The sequence below is a fragment of the Burkholderia sp. WTPI3 genome (genome assembly GCF_021483755.1).
Lineage (GTDB): Bacteria > Pseudomonadota > Gammaproteobacteria > Burkholderiales > Burkholderiaceae > Burkholderia.
This window is the reverse complement of the sequence record NZ_JAGIXF010000002.1, coordinates 194,002-218,358: the sequence shown is the minus strand read 5'-3', so window position 1 is coordinate 218,358 and position 24,357 is coordinate 194,002. Positions and strand designations below refer to the sequence as shown.

The window sequence follows — 24,357 nt, the reverse complement described above, 5'->3', positions numbered from 1 at the left end:
CCATGGCCCGTACCCGAGCGCCCGACCACGAATCCCAGCGCGAGCAGATCCTCGATCTCGCCGCCGAGAAATTCGCGCAGACGAGCTACCCGAGCACGTCGATGTCCGATCTCGCAACCGCGAGCGGCACGTCGAAGGCACGTCTTTACCACTATTACGAGAGCAAGGAAGCGATCCTGTTCGACCTGCTCGATCGCTACACGAAGCGGTTGATGCTGATCATCGCGGAGGTCGAGGGCGCGAGCCAGCGGCGCGGGCTCAGCGAGCGCGACGCGTTCGCCGAACTCGTGCGCGCCTTCCTCGCCGAGTACGAGACATCGCACAGCCGCCACGTCGCGCTGCTCAACGACGTGAAGTATCTGGAGGACGCGCAGCGCGAAATCGTGCTCGATCGCCAGCGCGACATCGTCGCGGCCTTCTCGCGTCAGCTCGCGCGCGCCTATCCGGACCGGATCTCGAAGGAAAACCAGACGTCGGTCACGATGATGGTGTTCGGGATGATCAACTGGACGTTCACATGGCTGAAGCCGGGCGGCCGCCTCGGCTACCGCGACTTCGCCGAACAGGTCATCGACCTGATGGAACGCGGGCTGGCCACGGGCGCCTGATTGCCGCGCAGCAACATGCGTTGCGCAGCAGGCACAGTGCGGCGCCCCGCCGCACATTTCATGCGATGAATTTAAAATCCCTTTAAAATCAATAAGATATATTGTTAACTAAGCAGATTTAGAATTCATCCTCAAGACAAAGTACGGGTTTTCCCCAATCTTGGGGCTGCACTCGGGTAAAATGCTGCTGCAATGCACAACCCGTTGTGCGGTCACACACTGAGGAACCCACGATGAACATGCAATTCAACGGCCGTGCCGATGCTGTCGGCAGCGCCGCCAATGCGCCGGTTCTCGTCAGGGAACTGGCTTCCAAAGACCGTGAGCAAATGCTCACCCACTTTCTCTCGCTCGACGAAGAGGACCGCCTGCTGCGCTTCGGCCAGATGGTCCCCGACCACGTGATCGAGAACTATGTCCGTACGATCGATTTCGGTCGCGACACCGTATTCGGCGTGTTCGACCACGCGCTCGAGCTGATCGGCGTCGGCCATCTGGCATACCTGCCGGCCGACGGCGACAAGCGCACGGCCGAATTCGGCGTGTCAGTGCTCGAAAGCGCTCGTGGCCGCGGCGTCGGCTCGAAACTGTTCGAGCGCGCGGCCATCCGCAGCCGCAACACGCGCGTGACGATGCTGTACATGCACTGCCTGTCACGCAATGCAACGATGATGCACATCGCGAAAAAGTCCGGGATGCGTATCGAGTATGCGTACGGCGAAGCCGACGCGTACCTGTCGCTGCCGCCGGCAGACCACTCGACGATCGTCGCCGAGATGCTGCAGGAGCAGGCCGCGGTGTTCGACTACGCGCTCAAGCGCCAGGCCCACCGCACGTCGAAGTTCATCGAATCGCTGATGCCCGCCGCGCTGACGGCGTGACGTCGGCCGCCCGGGCTGCCACACGGCGCCCGGTCTTCTCCTTTTCCCTCCGCCACGGCGCGGCGCCCTAGCGCACCGACCGGATCGGCAACGCCGTCGTCTCCTTGAAACATTCGAGCGAAAAGCTCGTCTTCACGTCGATCACCGACGGATGGTGCAGCAGATGCTCCTGCACAAAGCGGGAGAAATGCGCCATGTCCTCGACCTGCACGCGCAGCAGGTAATCCATGTCGCCCGTCATCGCGTGGCACGCGACCACTTCCGGCCAGGTCTGCACGGCCGCGCGGAACAGCTCCGCGTGGGTCGCGCCCGCGCGCGCAGACGTCTCGTCGGCACGGACCGGCGCCAGGCCGCCGCGCTTCTCGAGCCGCACGCTCACATACGCAAGCAGATCGAGACCGAGCTTCTGCGGATCCAGCAGCGCAACGTAGCCGGTGATCACGCCGATCTCCTCGAGCCGCCGGATTCGCCGCAGACACGGGCTCGGCGACAGGTTCACACGCTCGGCGATCTCCTGATTCGACAGGCGGCCGTTCTGCTGAAGAATCGCGAGAATCCGCCGGTCGATCGCATCCAATTCGACCTGCGCCATTTTCTGCCCCCCATGAATTATTTTGAGACTAGTAATTGCGCCATCGTAGGCACGGACGATCAAGTTCGCAAGTTTACGCTCCGCCCTGCCCGCTACACTTTGTCGCATGAACCGATGCGTGGCGCGCGCCACCTTCGACATGAAACCGGCCCGGACCCTGTAACGCCCGGGCGAATCGCAAAGCACACTGGAGACACGGCATGCAGATCCCCAACTGGGAAAACCCCGTCGGCACCGACGGCTTCGAATTCATCGAATACACCGCACCGGATCCGAAAGCACTCGGACAACTGTTCGAACGGATGGGTTTCACAGCGATCGCACGCCACCGCCACAAGGATGTGACGGTCTACCGTCAGGGCGACATCAACTTCATCATCAACGCCGAACCCGATTCGTTTGCGCAACGCTTCGCGCGCCTGCACGGCCCGTCGATCTGCGCGATCGCGTTTCGCGTGCAGGACGCCGCGAAAGCATACAAGCGCGCACTCGAACTCGGCGCATGGGGCTTCGACAACAAGACGGGCCCGATGGAGCTGAACATCCCGGCGATCAAGGGCATCGGCGATTCGCTGATCTACTTCGTCGACCGCTGGCGCGGCAAGAACGGCGCGCAGCCGGGCGCGATCGGCGACATCAGCATCTATGACGTCGATTTCGAGCCGATCGCCGGCGCGAACCCGAACCCGGCCGGCCACGGCCTCACCTACATCGACCACCTGACGCACAACGTGCATCGTGGCCGCATGCAGGAATGGGCGGAATTCTACGAGCGCCTGTTCAACTTCCGCGAAGTGCGCTACTTCGACATCGAAGGCAAGGTGACGGGCGTGAAATCGAAGGCGATGACGTCGCCGTGCGGCAAGATCCGGATTCCGATCAACGAGGAAGGCTCGGACACGGCCGGCCAGATCCAGGAATACCTCGATGCGTACCACGGCGAAGGCATCCAGCACATCGCGCTCGGCACGAACGACATCTACGGCGCGGTCGACGGCCTGCGCGGCAAGGAAGTAAAGCTGCTCGACACGATCGACACGTACTACGAGCTGGTCGACCGCCGCGTGCCGAACCACGGCGAATCGCTGGAAGAGCTGAAGAAACGCAAGATCCTGATCGACGGCGCGCGCGACGACCTGCTGCTGCAGATCTTCACCGAGAACCAGATCGGGCCGATCTTCTTCGAGATCATCCAGCGCAAGGGCAACCAGGGCTTCGGCGAAGGCAACTTCAAGGCGCTGTTCGAATCGATCGAGCTCGACCAGATCCGCCGCGGCGTGGTTCAGGACAAGGCCTGACCCATCGCGCGATGCGGCGGCCCGAGGTAGCCCGGGCGTCCGCGCGAACCGGCGGCACAAAGAAAAAGGGCGGGAATCACGAGATTCCCGCCCTTTTGTCGTTCCGGCGCGGCCCGACGGCCGCGCGAACGGATCAACGCACGCTCGCCTTCGGCGCGACGGCGTGCCCGGCTGCCGGCTGCGCGTCGGCGTCCTGCGCCGGCGCGATCTGACGCATCTGTGTGCCTGCTGCCGCCAGCGCGCTCGCGCCTTGCGCGTGCACCGGGCCGGTCATCGCGAAAAACGCGGCGGACACGATCAGGAAACTCTGGATATGACGTGTGTTCATTGCACCTCCTTTAAAACTGCCGGCGCCTCCCCGGTTGCATCGAATCGGGCCGACGCGGCCGGGCACCTCCGGCAGGTCGACAAGATTAACGGCATTTGTAGGAAGAAGGGAACGGCTTTACATGCTTTTACATGATGTAACTCAGCGCCTCGCGCAATTTCGGTGATGCATCGCGGCAGGCCAGCTGGTGGGCGGCGGGTTTATCCCAGTGCTACCATCACTTAAAACCGGCCAATATGCCGGCCACTGCCGACATGTTCACAAGACATCGAAGCAACTGAAGTTTTGGAGATCCCAAACTGGGTGGAGGAGACATTTCAATGAATGCCCCGCTAGACGCAGGCCAACGCGCGTCGCTTGAAGCCGCGCTGAAGTCCGTCACGCTTGACGACAAATACACGCTCGAACGCGGCCGCGCATACATGAGCGGCATCCAGGCACTGGTGCGTCTGCCGATGCTCCAGCAGGAACGCGACCGCGCCGCCGGCCTCAATACGGCCGGCTTCATCTCCGGTTATCGCGGCTCTCCGCTAGGCGGCCTCGACCTGTCGCTGTGGAAGGCCAAGCAGCACCTCGCCGCCCACCAGATCGTATTCCAGCCCGGTCTCAACGAAGACCTCGCCGCCACCGCCGTGTGGGGCTCGCAGCAGGTGAACCTGTATCCCGGCGCGAAGCACGACGGCGTGTTCGGCATGTGGTACGGCAAGGGTCCTGGCGTCGACCGTACCGGCGACGTATTCAAGCATGCGAACTCGGCCGGCTCGTCGCGGCACGGCGGCGTACTCGTGCTCGCCGGCGACGACCACGCGGCGAAATCCTCGACGCTCGCGCACCAGTCCGAACACATCTTCAAGGCGTGCGGGCTGCCGGTGCTGTTCCCGTCGAACGTGCAGGAATATCTCGACTTCGGCCTGCACGGCTGGGCGATGAGCCGCTACTCGGGCCTGTGGGTCGCGCTCAAGTGCGTGACCGACGTGGTGGAATCGTCGGCATCGGTCGACATCGACCCTCATCGCACCCAGATCGTGCTGCCGACCGACTTCATCATGCCGGACGGCGGCCTGAACATCCGCTGGCCGGATCCGCCACTCGTGCAGGAAGCGCGGTTGCTAGACTACAAGTGGTACGCGGCGCTCGCGTATGTGCGCGCGAACAAGATCGACCGGATCGAAATCGATTCGCCGCAGGCGCGCTTCGGCATCATGACGGGCGGCAAGGCGTATCTCGACGTGCGCCAGGCGCTGATCGACCTCGGCCTCGACGACGAAACCTGCGCGCGGATTGGCATCCGGCTCTACAAGGTCGGCTGCGTGTGGCCGCTCGAAGCGCAGGGTGCGCAGGCATTCGCGCGCGGCCTCGACGAAATCCTCGTCGTCGAGGAAAAGCGCCAGATCCTCGAATACGCGATCAAGGAAGAGCTGTACAACTGGCCCGATACGCAACGGCCGCGCGTGTTCGGCAAGTTCGACGAGAAGGACGGCGCCGGCGGCGAATGGTCGGTGCCGATGGGCAACTGGCTGCTGCCCGCGCACTACGAACTGTCGCCCGCGATCATCGCGAAGGCGATCGCGACGCGTCTCGAGAAGTTCGAACTGCCGTCCGACGTGCGCGCACGCATCGCCGCGCGGCTCGCGGTGATCAACGCGAAGGAAATGGCGCTCGCGAAGCCGCACGTGCAGACCGAGCGCAAGCCGTGGTTCTGCTCGGGCTGTCCGCACAACACGTCGACCAACGTGCCTGAAGGCTCGCGTGCGATCGCCGGCATCGGCTGCCACTACATGACCGTGTGGATGGATCGCAGCACGAGCACCTTCAGCCAGATGGGCGGCGAAGGCGTGCCGTGGATCGGCCAGGCACCGTTCACCGAAGAAAAGCACGTGTTCGCGAACCTCGGCGACGGCACCTATTTCCACTCGGGCCTGCTGGCGGTGCGCGCGGCGATCTCGTCGAAGGCGAACATCACCTACAAGATTCTCTACAACGACGCTGTCGCGATGACGGGCGGCCAGCCGGTCGACGGCGTGCTGACGGTGCCGCAGATCACGCACCAACTCGCGTCCGAAGGCGCGAAGAAGATCGTGATCGTCACCGACGAGCCGGAGAAGTACGACAGCCAGAAAACGCTGCTCGCGCCGGGCGTGACGATCCATCACCGCGACCAGCTCGACGACGTGCAGCGCGAACTGCGCGAGATCGAAGGCACGACGATCCTGATCTACGATCAGACTTGCGCGACCGAGAAACGCCGCCGCCGCAAACGCGGCACGTATCCGGATCCGGCCAGGCGCGTCGTGATCAACGACGCGGTGTGCGAAGGCTGCGGCGACTGCTCGGTGCAGTCGAACTGCCTGTCGGTCGAGCCGCTCGAAACCGAATTCGGCACGAAACGCCAGATCAACCAGTCGAGCTGCAACAAGGACTTCTCGTGCCTGAAGGGCTTCTGCCCGAGCTTCGTCACGGTCGAAGGCGGCCAGTTGAAGAAGCCGAAGGCCGTGGCAGTCGACGGCGGTGGGCTGCCGCCGATTCCTGAACCGACGCTGCCGGCAATCGACCGTGCGTACGGCGTGCTCGTCACGGGCGTCGGCGGCACGGGCGTCGTCACGATCGGCGCGCTGCTCGGGATGGCGGCGCACCTGGAGAACAAGGGCGTAACCGTGCTCGACGTCACGGGCCTCGCGCAGAAGGGTGGCGCCGTGATGAGCCACGTGCAGATCTCGCACGCACCGACCGACATCCACGCGACGCGGATCGCGATGGGCGAAGCGGACCTCGTGATCGGCTGCGACGCGATCGTCACGGCCGGTGACGAATGCACGTCGCGGATGCGCCATGACACGACCCGCGTGGTCGTCAACAGCGCGCAGACGCCGACCGCCGAGTTCATCAAGAACCCGAACTGGGCGTTCCCGGGCCTGTCCGCGGAGAACGACATCCGCGCTGCAGCCGGCGAGGCCGTCGATTTCATCGACGCGAACCGCTTCGCGGTCGCGCTGCTCGGCGACGCGATCTACACGAACCCATTCGTGCTCGGCTACGCATGGCAGAAGGGCTGGCTGCCGCTCACGCTCGCGTCGCTCGAACGCGCGATCGAGCTGAACGCGGTGTCGGTCGAGAAGAACCGGGCGGCGTTCGGCTGGGGCCGGCGCGCCGCGCACGACCTCGCGAGCGTGAAGCAGGCCGCGGCCGGCGATGCACGCCCGGCGCAGGGCGCCACGGTAATCGCGCTGCACACGAAGAAGGCGGTCGACGCACTGATCGCGAAGCGTGTGACGGTCCTCACCGCGTACCAGAACGCCGCGTATGCATCGCGCTATTCGGCATTCGTCGACAAGGTGCGGGCAGCAGAACGCGCGCTGGCCGACGGCAACGCCATGCAGGAGCCACTGACCGAAGCGGTCGCGCGCAACCTGTTCAAGCTGATGGCGTACAAGGACGAATACGAGGTCGCGCGGCTGCAGTCCGATCCCGCGTTCCTCGCACGCCTGTCGTCGCAGTTCGAAGGCGACTGGAAGCTGAAATTCCACCTCGCGCCGCCGCTGTTCGCGAAGACGGATGCACACGGCCATCTCGTGAAGAAGGCGTACGGACCGTGGATGATGTCGGCCTTCCGGCTGCTCGCGAAAGCGAAGTTCCTGCGCGGCACGAGGCTCGACCCGTTCGGCCGCACCAGGGAGCGCCGCACCGAGCGCGCGCTGATCGGCGAGTACGAAGCGCTGATCGGCGAAGTGCTGGCCAGGCTGAGCGAAGCCAACCGCCCGCTCGCACTCGAGCTCGCGGCGCTGCCGGACGGCATTCGTGGCTACGGCCACGTGAAGGAGAACAACCTGCGCGCGGTGCGCCAGAAGTGGGACACGCTGCTCACGCAGTGGCGTTCGCCGACGGACGGTCATTCGCGCCAGCAGGTAGCGTAACGGCAGACGGCGGGCGTTCACGATCAGGATGCTCGCCCGCACTGCCGCGGTTCACCGGAAAGCCCATAAAAAAAACGCCACGGAACGCAGGTTCCGTGGCGTTTTTCATTGCGCCGCGCACGAGGCGCGGCACACGCGGGCGCGAACTTACTTCGTGTTCGCGTTCGCGGCGGCCACCGCCGTCATGTTGATGATCCGGCGCACGGTCGCGGCCGGCGTCAGGATGTGGACCGGCTTCGCTGCGCCGAGCAGGAACGGGCCGACCGTCACGCCTTCGCCGCCGACCATCTTCAGCAGGTTGTACGCGATGTTCGCCGCTTCGACGTTCGGCATGATCAGCAGGTTCGCTTCGCCCGACAGCGTCGTGCCCGGGAAGGCAGCCTTGCGGACCGCTTCGGACAGGGCCGCATCGCCGTGCATTTCACCGTCGACTTCGAGGTTAGGGGCACGCTCGCTGATCAGCTTGCGGGCTTCCGCCATGCGGCGCGACGACGCCGAGGGCGCGCTGCCGAAGTTCGAGTTCGACAGCAGTGCGGCCTTCGGCACGATGCCGAAGCGCTCGATCTCGGCCGCAGCCTGGATCGTCATGTCGGCGAGCTGTTCCGCGCTCGGCAGTTCGTTCACGTACGTGTCGCACAGGAACAGGTTACGGCCCGGCAGCATCAGCAGGTTCATCGCCGCGTAGTGCTCGGCGCCCTTCGCACGGCCCAGCACCTGCTCGATGAACTTCAGGTGCGTGTGGTACGTGTCGATCATCCCGCAGATCATCCCGTCCGCATCGCCAAGGTGCACGAGCATCGCGCCGATCAGCGTGTTGAACTTGCGCAGTGCGGCCTTCGCGACTTCCGGGGTCACGCCGTCGCGCGCGCCGATGTCGTGATAGGCCTGCCAGTAGCGGTGGTAGCGCGTGTCGTCTTCCGGATTCACGATCTCGAAATCGACGCCGGCCTTCAGCTTCGAGCCGATCTTCTGCAGGCGCATCTCGACGACCGACGGACGGCCGACGATGATCGGCTTTGCGATCTTCTCCTGCAGCACGAACTGAGCGGCACGCAGCACGCGCTCGTCCTCACCTTCGGCGAACACGATGCGCGCCTGCTTCTTCTTCGCGGTCGCGAACACCGGGCGCATCACCATGCCCGTGCGGTAGACGGTCGCGCCGAGCTGCTCGCGATACGCATCCATGTCCTCGATCGGGCGCGTGGCGACGCCCGAATCCATCGCGGCCTGCGCGACGGCCGGCGCGATCTTGATGATCAGGCGCGGGTCGAACGGCTTCGGAATCAGGTAGTCCGGCCCGAACTCGAGCGAGTGGCCTTCATAGGCCTTCGCGACTTCCTCGCTCTGGTCGGTTTCCTCGGCCAGTTCGGCGATCGCGCGCACGCATGCGAGCTTCATTTCTTCCGTGATCGTCGTCGCGCCGACATCGAGCGCGCCGCGGAAGATGAACGGGAAGCACAGCACGTTGTTGACCTGGTTCGGGTAGTCCGAACGGCCGGTCGCGACGATCGCGTCCGGACGCACGGCCTTCGCGTCTTCCGGGCGAATTTCCGGCTCCGGGTTCGCGAGCGCCAGGATCAGCGGGCGGTCGCCCATCGTCTTGACCATGTCCTGCTTCAGCACGCCCGCGCTCGAGCAGCCCAGGAACACGTCCGCGCCGACGATCGCATCGGCGAGCGTGCGTGCGTCGGTGGTCGCCGCATAGCGCTGCTTCGACGGATCGAGGTTGCCGCGCCCTTCGTAGATCACGCCCTTCGAATCGGCGACGAGGATGTTCGACTTCGAGAGACCGAGGTTCACCAGCAGGTCCAGACACGCGATCGCTGCGGCGCCCGCGCCCGAACACACGAGCTTCACTTCCGACAGCTTCTTGCCGACGACCTTCAGACCGTTCAGGATCGCGGCCGATGCGATGATCGCGGTGCCGTGCTGATCGTCGTGGAAGACGGGGATCTTCATGCGCTCGCGCAGCTTCTGTTCAATGTAGAAGCACTCCGGCGCCTTGATGTCTTCGAGGTTGATGCCGCCGAGCGTCGGCTCGAGCATCGCGATCGCCTCGACGAGCTTGTCGGGGTCGGACTCCGACAGTTCGATGTCGAACACGTCGATGCCCGCGAACTTCTTGAACAGGCAGCCCTTGCCTTCCATCACCGGCTTCGCGGCGAGCGGGCCGATGTTGCCGAGGCCCAGCACGGCCGTGCCGTTGGTGATGACGCCGACGAGGTTGCCGCGCGACGTGTACTTCTGCGCGTCGAGCGGATCGGCGTGGATCGCCTCGCACGCCGCGGCGACGCCCGGCGAATACGCGAGCGAGAGGTCGAGCTGGTTCGACAGCGGCTTGGTCGGGGTGACCGAAATCTTGCCGGGTTTCGGGTTCAGGTGATACGCGAGAGCAGCCTGCTTCAGTTGTTCGTCCATGATTGACCTGCGAGAGACATGCGAAATTTTGACGGTTCAGTACACAGCACCTTGAGCCGCGTCTGCTTGAATCGAGGGGATGGTCGACTGCGAGACGGCACGCGACGCGCCGGGTCGGCACGCCATCGAACCTTGGCGGGTAGTGGCAAGAAGAAAGTACAAAGTACTGAACGATTTCTAAGGGTCGCTTAGTGTACACCCCCTAAATGGCGCACGTTGGTGCAGCGCCGCATCCTCGGCATCAGCATCCAGCTGGTCGAACCCCGTTTGTTTCGCCGGTGGTGAGCGGCGCGCCGAACCTGCGCGAATTCCGCCGAAAACCGGCCTGAATCGGGTAAAATAGCGGGCTACGCGCGCAGCGATGCGATCGGCCCTCCGATCGCGCCCCGGCCCCTCCGGCAGGTTCCCCTTGCTGCGCCACCGGGCCCGCGCCCGCTCTTCGCTCATCACCCAAGGAATGCCCATGACAGGCTACGATCGTCAGTCGATCTCGGATACGACCGCCAAAATCCTGCTCGAAGTGCAGGCGGTGCACTTCAACGCCGAAAAACCGTTCATCTTCACGTCCGGCTGGGCGAGCCCCGTCTATATCGACTGCCGCAAGCTGATCTCGTATCCGCGTGTGCGCCGTGCGCTGATGGAAATGGCGGAAACGACGATCATGCGCGACGTCGGCTTCGAGCAGATCGACTCGGTGGCGGGCGGCGAGACGGCCGGCATCCCGTTCGCGGCATGGCTCGCGGACCGCATGATGGTGCCGATGCAGTACGTGCGCAAGAAGCCGAAGGGTTTCGGCCGCAACGCGCAGATCGAAGGTCATCTGGAAGAAGGTTCGCGCGTGCTGCTGGTGGAAGACCTGACGACCGACAGCCGCAGCAAGATCAACTTCGTCAACGCGCTGCGCACCGCGGGCGCGACGGTGAACCACTGCTTCGTGCTGTTCCACTACAACATCTTCAAGGAAAGCGTGTCGGTCCTGAAGGACATCGACGTCGACCTGCACGCGCTCGCGACCTGGTGGGACGTGCTGCGCGTCGCGAAGGCATCGGGCTACTTCGAGACGAAGACGCTCGACGAAGTCGAGAAATTCCTGCACGCGCCGGCCGAATGGTCGGCTGCGCACGGCGGCGCGACGGCCCCGAAGGAATGACGCCGCGCCGGCATGCAGGCCGGCATCCTGGCTGAAAAAAACCGCTCGCTTCATCGCGAGCGGTTTTTTTTCGTCCGTCGGATCCGCATCAGGAACGATCGAAGTCGCGCGCCGCACGTGCGTCGCTCATCGAACCCTAATGCTAGACTTGATCCATCGCCGCCATCAGCTGCGCGAGCTACGCACAACGCCAACAAACGCCGGGCTCGTCGGGCCGGCCCACGTGACGGGAGAAGCGCCATATGCGTGTGGATCGCCGGATCACTTCGCCTGCGCCCTCGGGTCGTCCGCCTGCGTTCATCGCCGCCCTTCTCTGCATCGCCGTCTGCGGCGCATTCGCCATTCGGCCCGCGCGCGCCGAAGGCCCGTTCACCGTGTCGAGCGACGACCTGACGCCGGGCGGGCGCGTCGGCCCCGCGAACGTGTTCGATCGCGGCGACTGCAAGGGCGAAAACCGCTCGCCGCAGCTCACGTGGCGCAACCCGCCCCCCGGCACGCGCGGCTACGCGGTCACGATCTTCGATCCCGACGCACCCGGCCACGGCTGGTGGCACTGGGCCGTCGCCGGCATTCCCGCAACCGTCACGAGCCTGCCCGCCGATGCGAGCGCGTCCGGCTTCCTGCGACGCATCGGCGCGAGCGAGGCGCGCAACGACTTCGGCACCGACGGCTACGGCGGCCCGTGCCCGCCGCCTGGCAAACCGCACAGCTACGTGATCACCGTCTACGCGCTGAAGGGAACGGACCTGCGCGTCGCGCAGGGTCGCCCCGCGCCGATGTTCGAGCACGAGATCGGCACGCTGACGATCGGTACCGCGCGGCTCACGGTCACTTACGGGCAATAGCCGAGCGCGCATCGCACGCACCGTATCGCGCCGGCCGCCTGGCCGATTCCCCGCAGCAACGAATTTCTGTGCGCGCACGGCGCGCGTTTTTCCCGTCATTCCGGCTTGCTAGACTCTGCTGCACCGGTCGCGGCATCCCGCCGTGCATCCGCCGCGTCGCCTGACCGCGACGCGTGACGCGGCAGGCCGCGGCGCCTGCCGTTGTCGTCCCTTTCCGGAGAACGCTTCATGTCGAACATCGTCATCGTCTATCACAGCGGCTACGGTCACACGCAGAAACTGGCCGACGCCGTTCACGCGGGCGCGCAGGACGCCGGCGCCACCGCACGCCTGATCGCCGTCGGCGAGCTCGACGACGCGAGCTGGGCTGCCCTCGACGCGGCGGATGCCATCGTGTTCGGCGCGCCGACTTACATGGGCGGGCCGTCCGCGCAGTTCAAGCAGTTTGCCGACGCAACGTCGAAACCGTGGTTCACGCAGAAGTGGAAGGACAAGATCGCCGCGGGCTTCACGAACTCGGCGACGATGAACGGCGACAAGTTCTCGACGATTCAGTATTTCGTCACGCTCGCGATGCAACATGGAATGGTGTGGGTCGGCACGGGCATGATGCCGGCCAACTCGAAGGCGGCCACACGCAACGACATCAACTATGTCGGCGGCTTCACGGGCCTGCTCGCGCAGTCGCCGGCGGACGCGACGCCCGACGAGGGCCCGCTGCCGGGCGACCTCGAGACCGCGAAGGCGTTCGGCCGGCGCGTTGCCGAAGCAACGGCCCGCTGGGTGGCCGGCGGCCGCTGAACGCGCCCGCGCCGCCGGCGAAGCAATGCCGGTGCGCGTCAAAGGGACACAAGACGGCCCGCAGGCCGTCTTTTTTTCGCCCCGTGCGGTGCAGGCCCGCCGGATGACGTCTTAAAATATTGGTTTAAGGGCGCCGCGGCTCCCGTTTCATTCAGCGAGAACGAAATGAGCACCAAAGTTTTTGTCGACGGCCAGGAAGGCACGACCGGCCTCAAGATCTTCGAATACCTGTCGGCACGCAACGACATCGAGATCCTGCGCATCGATGAGGCGAAGCGCAAGGACGTCGACGAACGCCGCCGCCTGATCAACGCGTCGGACGTCACGTTCCTGTGCCTGCCCGACGTCGCGTCGCGCGAATCGGCATCGCTGGTCGAGAACCCGAACACGACGCTGATCGACGCGAGCACCGCATTCCGCACGAGCGCCGACTGGGCGTACGGTCTGCCGGAACTGACCCGCACGCAGCGCGAGAAGATCCGCACGTCGAAGCGCATCGCGGTGCCGGGCTGCCATGCGTCGGCCTTCGTGCTCGCGATGCGTCCGCTCGTCGACGCGGGCATCGTCGCGCCGACGTTCGCCGCACACAGCTACTCGATCACCGGTTACAGCGGCGGCGGCAAGTCGATGATCGCCGAGTACGAAAGCGCAGCGCCGGGCGGCAAGCTCGCGAGCCCGCGTCCGTACGCACTCGCGCTCGCGCACAAGCACCTGCCGGAAATGGCCGCGCACACGGGCCTGGCGCACGCGCCGATCTTCACGCCGATCGTCGGGCCGTTCCTGAAGGGTCTCGCCGTGACGACCTACTTCTCGCCCGAGCAGCTCGCGAAGCGCGCGACGCCGCAGGACGTGCAGCGCGTGTTCGCCGAGTACTATGCGGACGAACCGTTCGTGCGTGTCGCGCCGTTCAACGCGGACGCGAATCTCGACAGCGGCTTCTTCGACGTGCAGGCGAACAACGACACGAACCGCGTCGATCTGTTCGTGTTCGGCAACGAAGAGCGCTTCGTCACGGTCGCGCGACTCGACAACCTCGGCAAGGGTGCGTCGGGCGCGGCGATCCAGTGCATGAACCTCAACATCGGCGCCGCCGAGGACAGCGGCCTGAAGCGCTGATCCTCCTTGCACGCGATGCAAAGCCGGCCGCTGGCCGGCTTTTTATTTACCCGTGCCAGGCAATATATAAAACCATGCCCGCGCATTTACAAATATTTACAAGCTTTCCATTGCGCGATTACCGGTGAATTAATTCACCCTTCTTTTTATCCAGTAAATCCCGAATAGGGATAAACCGGATACCGTCACTTTAAACGCTGCCGTTATACGCAGGAAGGCCGTTCGCAAGCCGGCCGTGCGTGGCAGCGGCCCCACTTCGGCAGCGCCTCGCCAGCCTCGTCGCGTTTTAATTCTTACTTGAAGCCCCATCCGGAAAGGAATTGAAACATGCAGGTCGTTTCAATCGCCTTTTTTAGACGAGTTCATCAATTGACAGCAAAAACCCAGGCAGCGACATTAGGGAAACACTGATCAATTCGGCTTGGCGGTCATCGCTGACGAGGCCAAGGGCGTTGTAGAAAGAAGCTCACGGAACGGACCCACGACGATGCAGCGGCAGATCGGTTTTGCGGAAGCGGAAAGTGCGGGCAAGAAGCGGGTGACCAAGCGTCAACGCTTTCTGGCCGAGATGGAGAAGGTCGTCCCTTGGTCGCGGCTGCTGTCGGTGATCGGGCCGTATTACCCGAAGGGCGAGCGTGGCCGGCCGCCGATTGGCCTGGAACGGATGCTGCGGATCTACTTGCTGCAGCAGTGGTACGGGTTGTCGGACGAAGGGCTTGAAGATGCGCTCTACGACAGCATCGCGATGCGCGCCTTCGCGGGCATCGACCTGGCGCGCGAGAACGTGCCGGACGCCACCACGCTGTTGAAATTCCGGCGCCTGCTGGTCGAGCACGCACTGACGCGAAAGCTGTTCGACGAGATCGGCATCGAGTTGTGCGAGCGCGGGCTGATGATGAAGGAAGGCACGCTGGTGGATGCGACGATCTTCGAGGCTGCGCCGTCCACGAAGAACGCCGGGAAGAGCCGTGACCCGGAGATGCATCAGACGAAGAAGGGCAACGACTGGTATTTCGGCATGAAGGCCCATGTCGGCGTCGACGCCGACTCGGGTCTGGTGCATAGCGTGGTCACCACGGCGGCCAACGAGCCGGACGTATCGCAGGCCCACGCCCTGCTGCACGGTCATGAGCAGGAAGCGTTTGGCGATGCGGGCTACACCGGCGTGGACAAGCGCGAGGAGATGAAGGGCAAGACGGTGAAGTGGCACGTGGCGCTCAAGCGCGGAAAGATCAGGGCGATGCAGGAAGGTCCGCTGAAGGACCTCGTGATCGCGGTCGAGCGAACCAAGGCGCAGATCCGCGCCCGGGTCGAGCATCCGTTTCATGTCGTGAAGAACCTGTTTCGTCATCGCAAGGTGCGCTACAAGGGTCTAGCCAGGAACACGGCACAGCTGTTCAGTCTGTTCGCGCTGGCGAACCTGGTGATCGCGAAAAATCAGCTGTTGTCGACTCATGGGAGCAATCCGTCATGTGTGTGAAAAACGCGGGAAGTGAGGCCCGAATACGAGCGAAACTCACCTCGCATGTCGTCAAATTCCTACGTCAATCTGAAAATTGCAACCTGCCTCGTCCGTTATGCGGACGACAGGCTCATTGATCAGCGTTTCCTTAGCTCGCACAATTAAACGATTGGAGACAGCGGCATGTCGCACGCCTTATCGAAGGGGGTGGCAACGGCCTTTGCCATCGCCCCTTTCCTGATTGCCTGTGGTGGAGGAGACGGCGGCTCGCCCGCGCCGATCAACACACCACAATGTTCCGGGTCGAACTGCGGCACGCAAGGGCCGCCGCCATCGCAGCCCGTCAGCGGCGCGCTGTGCCCGGCGGACGCCGACATCGTGAAGAGCACGTATCTCGGCGGCGCCGGTAGCGGCGAGATCGTCAGCGTCAACATCGACGCGGTCGCGATGACCTACACGCTCAAGTGGCTCGAATCGCCGATTCCGCTCGCGACCGGCACGGTCACGCCGAGCCGCGCCGGCACGACCATCACCGGCAAGGTGATCCACCCGCCAACGGGCACGCTGCCGACAGCCGAACAGACGCGCTGCGCGTTCGTCCTCACGCCGGGCACCGGTACCGCGCCGAACGGCTCGACCTATTCGACGGCCGCCGACTTCAACCAGGCGAATCCGCCGATGCTGCTGGTCGGCATGGGTGTCGCAGGCGGCGGCATTCCAGGGGCGACGGTCCAGTACGACGGGCTGACGATCAGCCTCGCCGGTATCCCGCTCTACAAGAACGTCGGCCAGGTGCCGAACCGCCACTTCGATTTCTATCCGTTCCTCGGCTTCGCGAACACGACGACCGATCTCACGAAGCTACCGGGCACGTACAACGCACTGCTCTACCACCTCGTGCCGTCGGGCAACTATGCGACGAAGGGCATCAACGCGAGCGAGACGTTCGACGCGAACGGCGCATGCACATCGACCTCCGGCAGTTGCGAAACGACCGGCAATCCGTGGACGGTGAACGCGAACGGCAGCTACCTCGACAGCACGCAGGCCCCGCAGATCCTGCCGCAAACGTCGCTCCCGGTGGTCGGCACGACGGGCAAATCGGGTACCGCGCACATGGTGATCGGCCAGCTCAACGGCGCGACGGTGCCGGTGGTCGTCCGCACGGGCTACGTGTATCTCGGCACCGATGCGGCGCTGCACACCGACGCAAAGGTCGACGACGAATCGGGCATCGCGGTGCTCGCCGCTGCGAGCGCGATCCAGTCCGGCGCAATCGACGGCGGCTACGCGGGCGCGGATTCGAACTTCAAGTACACGGCCGCACTGATCCGCGGCAGCAACGCGTCGTTCATCAATCCGACCACCCAGGCCGAAGAAGACGGCTTCACGCTCGACTACGGTCAGACGACGGCAGGCCTGCTGAACGCAACGACCACGCCGCAGAGCGGCGCGAGCTACCCGTCCGCATCGGGCGTGGTGATCGCGACGGGCGGGCTGTATGCGGCGCTGATCCAGGGCACGGTGAACGGCGGCGTCACTCAGACGTCGGCGAATTCGACGACATCGTCGACACCGTACTTCGGCGTGGGTGCGCAGATCAGCAAGTAGCGATCGGGGACGCGGCGGCGGCCGGTGCGCCGCCGCGTATGGCAGGGAGAGGAAGGCACGACACGACGGCGTCAGGCACGACGCAAGCGCAACGCGCACAAGCAAACAGAAGCGGTCGACAGGGAGCCGGCCGCCGTACAAGACAAATCTGGAGGAGCAACATGAAGCGCAACCTCATTCTGGCGGCGGCCCTTGCCGCCCCCCTTCTTTCCGGCTGCGGCGGTGGCGACGACAATCCGCCCCCGCTCGTCGAAGACCGGCTCTGCCCCGCGTCGCTCGACTACAGCACCGTATTCACGGGCGGTGCGGGCAGCGGCGAACTCGCGAAGGTCCAGCTCGACACGACCAAGATGACCTGGCAGGTCACCTACGTCGAATCGCCGGTTCCGGAAACGACCGGCACCGTCACGCCGACCCGCGCGGGCACCGTCGACAGCGGCACGCTCACGCAGGAAACGCTGCTGCCGACCAACAAGCTGAACCAGTGCGCGTTCCGCCTGAACGGCGCGAGCCTCGATCCGTCGCGCCCGGCGCGCATCTTCGTCGGCGAAGGCGTCGCGGGCGGCACGATTCCGGGCAAGGAAATCCAGTTCAACGGCGTGCTCGGTCAGGCCGCGGTGCCCGACACGAAATTCCCGTACTACCCGTTCATCGGCTTCTCGTCGATCGAAACGGACATCACGAAGGTCGCGGGCACGTACAGCCATGTCGGCTTCGGCGAAGTGCCGTCGCAGAACTTCGCGCCGGCGTCGATCGATGCGAAGGTGACGATCAACGCCGACGGCTCGTGGACCAAATGCGACACGACCGGCCAGTTCGCCGGCGGCGCGTGCACGCAGCAAGGCACGAATTTCGTACAGTCGGCCGACGGCAGCGGAGCGTTCCAGAGCAACAACTACCAGAGCCAGCTGAAGCCGACGCTGTCGGCGACGCCGCAGGGCAAGGGCTTCATGATCGTCGGCAAGCTGCGCAACCAGCTCGTGCCGATCCTTGTGCGCACGGGTGTCGCGAACCCGAACCCGACGCCGGACAGCAACGGCGTGCCGGGCCTGACCGCCGACGACGAATCGAGCATCTCGATCCTCGCGCCGCAAACGACCATCGCGCTCGGCTCGCAGAACGGCGAGTACATCGGCGTCGACAGCCAGTTCGACTACCGCACCACCGCTCTGGCCGACACGCAGGCCACGCTGCTCGATCCGTTCCAGCCGTCGCAGGCATCGCTTGCGACCGCGCTGAACCTCGACTACACGCAGGCGGTGCCGGGCACGGTCACGACGACCCACGTGGGCGCGAGCAGCACGACGCCGACCGGCAAGTTCATCTTCACGGGTGGCGTGTTCGGTTTCCTCGACAACGCGGGTTCGACGCCGTATTTCACGATCGGCGCGTTCGTCCAGTAAGAGGAGGCAAGCCGTGATGAAGAAGACCCTTCTCTGCGCGGCGGCCGGCGCCGCCGCCCTGGCGCCGCTCGCGGCGCACGCGCAGAGCGCCGGCAGCAACGTCGTCACGCTGGGCTGGTTCCACGTGATGCCGCAGCAGAGCAGCACGCCGATGACGACCAACGTCGCGCCGACGCCGATCAACACGCCGCTGCGGTTGCCGCCGTCGTTCACGTCGCCGGGTACCGGGCTGCGCACCAGCGGCGCGGATACCGTCGGCCTGACGGTCAGCCACTTCCTGACCGATCACATCGCGGTCACGTCGGTGGCCGGCGTGCCGCCGGTGTTCAAGGTGTCGGGCCAGGGCACGATCAAGCCGCCCGGCCCTGCCGGCGCGCTGGGCACGCAGAACATCGGGCTCGCGTCGGTCAACCCGATCGTGAAGAGCGTGCGGCAGTGGAGCCCGGCGGTGATCCTGCAGTACTACTTCGGGCAGGCGACCGCGAAGTTCCGGCCGTTCCTCGGCCTCGGCGTGTCGTACAACTGGTTCAGCGACCTGCAGCTCAACACGAACTTCATCAAGCAGACGCAGGACAACCTCGGCGCGATTCTCGCGGCGGGCGCGGGCAAGCCGGGTACGACATCGGTGGAGGCAAAGGCGTCGTCGTCGTGGCAGCCGGTGTTCAACGCGGGCCTGCAATACAACATGACCGAGCATTTCGGGCTGGTGGCATCGGTGACGTACATCCCGCTGAAGACGACATCGACGGTGACGATCAAGGCGGCCGACGGCTCGGTGCTCGCCGAGTCGAAGTCGGACCTGAAGGCGGACCCGATCATCAGCTACGTCGGGATGACGTACAAGTTCTGAGGCCGGCGACGGAGGACGAAACGAGGGAAGATGGATGACCCGCACCAAAAACGCGGGCAAAAAAAAGCCCGCCTAAGAGGCGGGCTGAATCCATATCAGAGGAGACATGGAGGAGACAGGTGTAACTATAGCGAATCGATTTCCGCATTGCAACATTTCCGTAGAGAAAATAAGGATTTTCCCTCGAATGCGCACTCTAGATCGCTAGTCAGTATCCGACCCCTTCATGTTTTCCCGCTCGAGCACGTCGCCGAGCGCATCGCCCAGCAGCGCGACCGGCCGCGTCAGGCGGACCGGCAGCGCGGCGTGCACGATCCACACGTTGATCCGCGTTTCCAGCCCCGTCGTTTCCACCACCCTCAGCGCATCGCGATGCGCGCTGCGTGCCAGCGCGTTCGGCGGCGCGATGCCGATGCCCGCGCCGCGCGCGACGAGCGACAACTGCAGCTCCGAGCCGAACGCCTCGACCGCGACATCGAACGGCAACCCGGCTGAGCCGAGCGCGCGGCTCAGCGCCGAGCGCATTCCGCAGCCGTCCTGGCTCAGCACCCACGGAAAACCCGACAGCACGTCAAGCGATAGCGGACCGTCCGGCAACGGGAAATCGCGCGCGGCGACGAGCACCGTCGGCTGCGTGCCGAGCAGGGTCGCCGCCAGCGTGTCGGGCAGCGCCGCGCTGGCCGGCACCATCACCGTCGCGACATCGAGCGAGCCGCGCTCGATGCCCTGCACGAGCGCCGGCGACCAGCCGGCCGTCACGCGCAACGTCAGCCGCGGAAATGCATCGCGCAACCGGTCGATCGGCCGCTCGAGCGCGAGTTCGGACAGGAACGGCGGCACGCCGATGCGCAGCTCGCCGGACGGCTCGCTGTCCGGCGCCCCCGCGGCCATCAGCTCGTCGACCGCGCACAGCACGTTGCGCGCGAGCGCGTAGACGTCGCGCCCGGCGGCAGTGGGCTTCAGCGGCTTGCTCTGCCGTTCGAGCAGCGACACGCCCAGCAGCGTTTCGAGATTCTGCACGCGGCGGGTAAGGCCCGGTTGCGTCAGATGGAGCCTCGCGGCAGCGGCGACCATCGATCCGCTGTCGACTACCGCGACGAACGCCTGGAGGTCACGCGTATTCAAAACAAACTCGCATAATCATGTTAGATATATTTCAATTGTCGCATAAACATCGGCCACCTACGATGGGGATTCCTTCGCTCCTCCCCCCAGGCTTCCGATGAACTGCCCTGCCGATTCCTGTCCTGCCGCCATGCGCCGCGGCGCACCGCCCGCGCTGAGCACGGGCATGACGCTCTTCTTCGCCGCGACGGTCGGCGTGATCGTGATGGACCTGTTCGCCGCGCAACCGCTGACGGGCCCGATCAGTGCCGACCTGCGCCTGCCGCCCGGCCTCACCGGCCTCGTCGCGATGCTGCCGCAGCTCGGCTACGCGGCCGGCCTGGTACTGCTGGTGCCGCTCGTCGACCTGCGCGAAAACCGCCGGCTGATCGTCGCGACGCTCGTCGCTTGCGCGGCGGCGCTCACGCTGCCGGCGTTCACGCGCTCGGGCGCCGTGTTCCTGGTCGCGACGCTGATCGCCGGCGCCGCGTCGAGCGTGATCCAGATGCTGGTGCCAATGGCCGCGTCGATGGCGCCCGAAGCACAGCGCGGCCGTGCGGTCGGCAACGTGATGAGCGGACTGATGCTCGGCATCCTGCTGTCGCGGCCGCTCGCAAGCCTGATCGCGGGCACGGCGGGCTGGCGGGCGTTCTACGCGCTGAACGCCGCCATCGCGAGTGCGGCCGACAGCGCATGCCGGCGCAGCTGGCGGTTGCCGGTGCGCCAACCGGCGGTGACGGCTGGCTATCGCACGCTGCTCGCGTCGATGGGCCGGCTGCTCGCCGACGAACCGGTGCTGCGCCGGCATGCGCTGTCGGCCGCACTCGCGATGGCGGCGTTCAGCGCGTTCTGGACGGCCATCGGGCTGCGGCTCGCGCAGCCGCCGTTCGGCCTCGACCTGCACGGGATCGCGCTGTTCGCGTTCGCCGGCGCGTGGCGGCGCGATCGTCACGCCGCTCGCCGGCCGCGCAGGCGATCGTGGCCACGGCCCGCTGCGCAGCGCATCGCGCACGTGACGATGCTCGTGGCGCTCGCCGTGCTCGGTGTCGCCGGCGCCGGCTGGTTCGGCTTTCGACGTGCACGCATCGCGGCGTCGCGCTGGTATTCGCTGGCCGGCGGCGCGGCGCTGCTCGACGCGGGCGTGGACCGCGTCGACCAGACGATCGGCCGGCGCGCCATCAACCTGTTGAACCCGCACGCGGGCGCCTGAACGGCTTGTTCCTGGTCGGGCTGTTTTCGTCGGCGGCGCACTCGGCGCGGCGCTCGCGGGCAGCGCGTGGGCGTGGGCGGATGGAGCGCCGTGTGCGGCGTCGGCTTCGCGTTCGCCGGCGCGGCCGCGGGGTTCGGTCTGTCGGCCGCGCGCCGGACCGGTGCGGCCGCATTGCCGCGCGCATAGGCCGAGGCCGGATGTGCAAACGCCCCGCCCTCTGACGAGGCGCGGGGCGTTGCGCAGGCCGCGAGGCCCGGAATCAGTGACGGACCAGCGCCATCATCGCGCCGAAACCGACGAAGATGCCGCCCGTCAGCCGATTGAAGATCTTCGCGACGCTTTGGCTCTTCAGCGTCGCGCCGATCCGCGTGCCGAACGACGCGTAGACGAGATACCAGCTCACCTCGATCACCGCGAACGTGACGACCAGGATGCCGAACTGCGGCAGCGTCGGCTCCGACGCGTTAATGAACTGCGGCAGCAGCGCGGCCGCGAACAGGATCGCCTTCGGGTTGCTGCCCGCGACCAGGAAGCCATTGCGGAACAGCGCCAGACGCGATGCCGACGCGCCCGGCGACACCGCGTCGACGTCGGCGGCCGGCGCGTCGTCGACGCGTGCGCGCCACGCCTTGACGCCGAGATAGATCAGATAGGCGGCGCCCGCGAAGCGCAACGCGTTGAACATCGCCGGCCATGCCTCCAGGACCGCGCCGAGGCCCGCCGCCGACACCGACAGCATCAGCACCAGCGCACTCAGGCAGCCGGCCATCGTTGACGACGAGCGGCGCAGCCCGTGCCGCGCGCCGTGCGTCATCACGAGCAGCATGTTCGGGCCCGGAATCGCCGACACGACGAACACCGTCGCCACGAAAAGCCACCACGTATGCAGGTTCATGACCGCCTCGACCGAAAGAAAAACGAAACGTCGATTATGCCGCGTGTGCCGCGCTTCTGTCGCGCGCCGGCTCAGCGGCCCGCGCGGCGCAGCGCGACTTCGCCGAGCACCGCGAAGTCCTGGTCGCCGCCGCCGTGCGCGAGTGCGTCGAGCAGGCTGTCGCGCACGACGCTCGCCACCGGCAGCGGCACCGCCGCCGCGTCGCCGGCTTCCAGCGCGAGCCGGACGTCCTTCAGGCCAAGCCGCGCCTTGAAGCGCGCGGGTTCGTAGCTGCGCTCGGCGATCATCCCGCCGTAGCCCTGGTAGACCGGCCCGGGAAACACGCTGTTCGTGATCACGTCGAGGAAATCGCGCATCGCAACGCCGTGCGCGCCGAGCAGCGCGGACGCCTCGCCGAGCGTCTCGATCGCCGACGCGAGCGTGAAGTTCGCCGCGATCTTCGCGACGTTCGCGTGCTGCGGCAGCGAACCGAACCGCCAGGTTTTCTGGCCGATCGCGTCGAACAGGGGCTGCACGCGGTCGATCGCCTCGGCCGGGCCGCCGGCCATGATCGTCAGGCGCGCGGCGGCCGCGACGTCCGGGCGCCCCATCACGGGTGCGGCCACGTAGTCGAGCCCGCGCGACGCATGCGCGTGCGCGAGCGATTCGGCCAGTGCGACGGAGACCGTCGCCATGTTCACGTGGATCAGGCCGCGCGGTGCCTGCGCGAGCAGCGCGTCGTCGAACACTTCGCGCGCGGCCGCATCGTCGGCGAGCATCGAGAACACGGCGTCGCCGCGAAACGCATCGGCTGGCGACGCAACGATCTGCGCACCGAGTGCCGCGAGCGGCTCGGCGCGCTCGCGCGACCGGTTCCAGACACGCACGGTGTGCCCCGCCTTCAGCAGGTTCGCCGCGATCGCCTGCCCCATTTCGCCCAGCCCGATAAATCCCAGATCCATTGCCCGCTCCTTCGATCCATGAAGCCGCGAGTTAAACACAGATGACGACGGCTTGCAGCGGCCGCGGCCGGCCGTGCGCGGTGCGATACTGGACGAATGGCGACCGCGACCTTCCGCTTCCACGGCGAACTGAACGCGTTTCTCGCGCGGGCGCGGCGCGAGTGCGCGTTCACGCATGCGTTTGCGCGCGACGCAACGCTCAAGCATGCGATCGAGGCGCTCGGCGTCCCGCATACGGAAATCGGTCAGCTTTGCGTAGACGGCGCGCCGGCCGACCTCGACCGGCCGCTCGGCGACGGCGAGCGCGTCGACATCCACCCGCAGCGCGCCAGGCAAGCCGCGAACGGCGCGCCCGCGCCGCAGCCGGACCGGTGGCGCTTCGTCGCCGACGCACATCTCGGCAGCCTCGCGCAGTTGCTGCGGCTCGCCGGCTTCGACACCTGTTACGACAATCACTACCGCGACGACGAGCTCGTCGCGCTCGCCGCGCGCGAAGACCGCATCGTGCTGACCCGCGACCGCGAGCTGCTCAAGCGCCGCGCGGTCGTACGCGGCTGCTACCTGCATGCGCAGCAGCCGGCCGAGCAATTGCGCGAGCTGTTCGGGCGGCTGGACCTCGCGCCGCACATGCGGCCGTTCCGGCTGTGCCTGCGCTGCAACGCGCCGCTGCACCCGCTGGAGGCGGCAGCTGCCGCGTCGCGGGTGCCGCCCGGCATACGCCAGCGGCACCGGCGCTTTGCCGCGTGCGACGTGTGCGGGCGCGTGTTCTGGGAAGGCTCGCACTGGCGGCGCATGCGCACGGTGGTCGACGCGATGCGCGCGCCACCGGCCGACGCGCCGGACATTCCAGACGCCTGAAAAAACAAAACCCCGCATGCCGAAAGCGTGCGGGGTTTCGCGACGGGCGGCCGGCGGTGCCGGCCCCGACGAGAC

The 24,357-nt window shown here is 66.0% G+C and carries 20 protein-coding genes; 14 read left to right on the top strand and 6 right to left on the bottom strand.

What is annotated here, in order from left to right; translation table 11 throughout:
* The first annotated feature begins 2 nt into the window (after positions 1–2).
* The gene (locus J7024_RS02345; protein WP_124828716.1) at positions 3–608 is read left to right on the top strand and encodes a TetR/AcrR family transcriptional regulator; all 606 of its coding nucleotides are present in this window, start codon (positions 3–5) and stop codon (positions 606–608) included.
* Between the two features lie 233 nt (positions 609–841).
* Complete coding sequence (locus J7024_RS02340) at positions 842–1,489, top strand: GNAT family N-acetyltransferase (protein WP_124828717.1); 648 nt, start codon at positions 842–844, stop codon at positions 1,487–1,489.
* Positions 1,490–1,556: 67 nt separating this feature from the next.
* Here J7024_RS02340 and J7024_RS02335 read toward each other — a convergent pair whose 3' ends face one another.
* Complete coding sequence (locus J7024_RS02335) at positions 1,557–2,081, bottom strand: Lrp/AsnC family transcriptional regulator (protein WP_096508218.1); 525 nt, start codon at positions 2,079–2,081, stop codon at positions 1,557–1,559.
* A gap of 200 nt (positions 2,082–2,281) precedes the next feature.
* Between J7024_RS02335 and hppD the strand changes: the two genes are divergently transcribed.
* Positions 2,282–3,379, top strand: coding sequence for a 4-hydroxyphenylpyruvate dioxygenase (hppD, locus tag J7024_RS02330; RefSeq protein ID WP_124828718.1), 1,098 nt, complete (start codon positions 2,282–2,284; stop codon positions 3,377–3,379).
* Positions 3,380–3,512: 133 nt separating this feature from the next.
* On the opposite strand, the gene J7024_RS02325 is transcribed toward hppD, so the two are convergent.
* The gene (locus tag J7024_RS02325) at positions 3,513–3,707 is read right to left on the bottom strand and encodes a hypothetical protein (RefSeq protein WP_124828719.1); all 195 of its coding nucleotides are present in this window, start codon (positions 3,705–3,707) and stop codon (positions 3,513–3,515) included.
* Positions 3,708–4,027: 320 nt separating this feature from the next.
* Here J7024_RS02325 and J7024_RS02320 point away from each other — a divergent pair, with 320 nt between their 5' ends.
* On the top strand, positions 4,028–7,618 hold the full coding sequence (locus J7024_RS02320; RefSeq protein WP_124828720.1) for an indolepyruvate ferredoxin oxidoreductase family protein: 3,591 nt from the start codon (positions 4,028–4,030) through the stop codon (positions 7,616–7,618).
* 147 nt (positions 7,619–7,765) lie between these two features.
* Here J7024_RS02320 and J7024_RS02315 read toward each other — a convergent pair whose 3' ends face one another.
* Positions 7,766–10,036 (bottom strand): NADP-dependent malic enzyme, encoded by a 2,271-nt coding sequence (locus J7024_RS02315; RefSeq protein ID WP_175752257.1) that lies wholly within the window; start codon positions 10,034–10,036, stop codon positions 7,766–7,768.
* 463 nt (positions 10,037–10,499) lie between these two features.
* Here J7024_RS02315 and J7024_RS02310 point away from each other — a divergent pair, with 463 nt between their 5' ends.
* The 8 genes from J7024_RS02310 (at position 10,500) to J7024_RS02275 (ending at position 19,274) form a co-directional block, all read left to right on the top strand.
* Positions 10,500–11,186: an orotate phosphoribosyltransferase gene (locus J7024_RS02310; RefSeq protein ID WP_006752465.1), complete on the top strand. Its 687-nt coding sequence runs from the start codon at positions 10,500–10,502 to the stop codon at positions 11,184–11,186.
* Positions 11,187–11,428: 242 nt separating this feature from the next.
* The gene (locus tag J7024_RS02305) at positions 11,429–12,031 is read left to right on the top strand and encodes a YbhB/YbcL family Raf kinase inhibitor-like protein (RefSeq protein WP_124828722.1); all 603 of its coding nucleotides are present in this window, start codon (positions 11,429–11,431) and stop codon (positions 12,029–12,031) included.
* 228 nt (positions 12,032–12,259) lie between these two features.
* Positions 12,260–12,832 carry a flavodoxin family protein gene (locus J7024_RS02300; RefSeq protein WP_096508212.1) on the top strand — a complete coding sequence of 191 codons (573 nt, stop codon included), beginning with the start codon at positions 12,260–12,262 and terminating at the stop codon, positions 12,830–12,832.
* 165 nt (positions 12,833–12,997) lie between these two features.
* Complete coding sequence (gene argC / locus J7024_RS02295) at positions 12,998–13,948, top strand: N-acetyl-gamma-glutamyl-phosphate reductase (RefSeq protein WP_124828723.1); 951 nt, start codon at positions 12,998–13,000, stop codon at positions 13,946–13,948.
* A gap of 487 nt (positions 13,949–14,435) precedes the next feature.
* A complete protein-coding gene (locus J7024_RS02290; protein WP_007182917.1) occupies positions 14,436–15,428 on the top strand; it encodes an IS5-like element ISBmu23 family transposase in 993 nt (330 codons plus the stop codon).
* 165 nt (positions 15,429–15,593) lie between these two features.
* A complete protein-coding gene (locus J7024_RS02285) occupies positions 15,594–17,021 on the top strand; it encodes a DUF2957 domain-containing protein (protein WP_124828724.1) in 1,428 nt (475 codons plus the stop codon).
* A gap of 161 nt (positions 17,022–17,182) precedes the next feature.
* A complete protein-coding gene (locus J7024_RS02280; RefSeq protein ID WP_175752253.1) occupies positions 17,183–18,424 on the top strand; it encodes a DUF2957 domain-containing protein in 1,242 nt (413 codons plus the stop codon).
* Between the two features lie 16 nt (positions 18,425–18,440).
* Complete coding sequence (locus tag J7024_RS02275) at positions 18,441–19,274, top strand: OmpW/AlkL family protein (RefSeq protein ID WP_124828726.1); 834 nt, start codon at positions 18,441–18,443, stop codon at positions 19,272–19,274.
* Positions 19,275–19,478: 204 nt separating this feature from the next.
* Here the strand turns inward: J7024_RS02275 and J7024_RS02270 are convergent, their stop codons facing one another.
* A complete protein-coding gene (locus J7024_RS02270) occupies positions 19,479–20,399 on the bottom strand; it encodes a LysR family transcriptional regulator (protein WP_124828727.1) in 921 nt (306 codons plus the stop codon).
* 166 nt (positions 20,400–20,565) lie between these two features.
* On the opposite strand from J7024_RS02270, the gene J7024_RS02265 reads away from it, so the two are divergent.
* A complete protein-coding gene (locus J7024_RS02265) occupies positions 20,566–21,588 on the top strand; it encodes an MFS transporter (RefSeq protein ID WP_327796254.1) in 1,023 nt (340 codons plus the stop codon).
* 259 nt (positions 21,589–21,847) lie between these two features.
* On the opposite strand, the gene J7024_RS02260 is transcribed toward J7024_RS02265, so the two are convergent.
* Together J7024_RS02260 and J7024_RS02255 are read right to left on the bottom strand one after the other, a co-directional pair.
* A complete protein-coding gene (locus J7024_RS02260) occupies positions 21,848–22,483 on the bottom strand; it encodes a LysE family translocator (protein ID WP_124828729.1) in 636 nt (211 codons plus the stop codon).
* 71 nt (positions 22,484–22,554) lie between these two features.
* Complete coding sequence (locus J7024_RS02255) at positions 22,555–23,601, bottom strand: NAD(P)-dependent oxidoreductase (protein ID WP_260435064.1); 1,047 nt, start codon at positions 23,599–23,601, stop codon at positions 22,555–22,557.
* Between J7024_RS02255 and J7024_RS02250 the strand changes: the two genes are divergently transcribed.
* Entirely contained in the window at positions 23,521–24,282 is a 762-nt protein-coding gene (locus J7024_RS02250; protein WP_234744768.1) for a Mut7-C ubiquitin/RNAse domain-containing protein, read from the top strand. The genes J7024_RS02255 and J7024_RS02250 overlap by 81 nt on opposite strands.
* Positions 24,283–24,357: the final 75 nt, after the last annotated feature.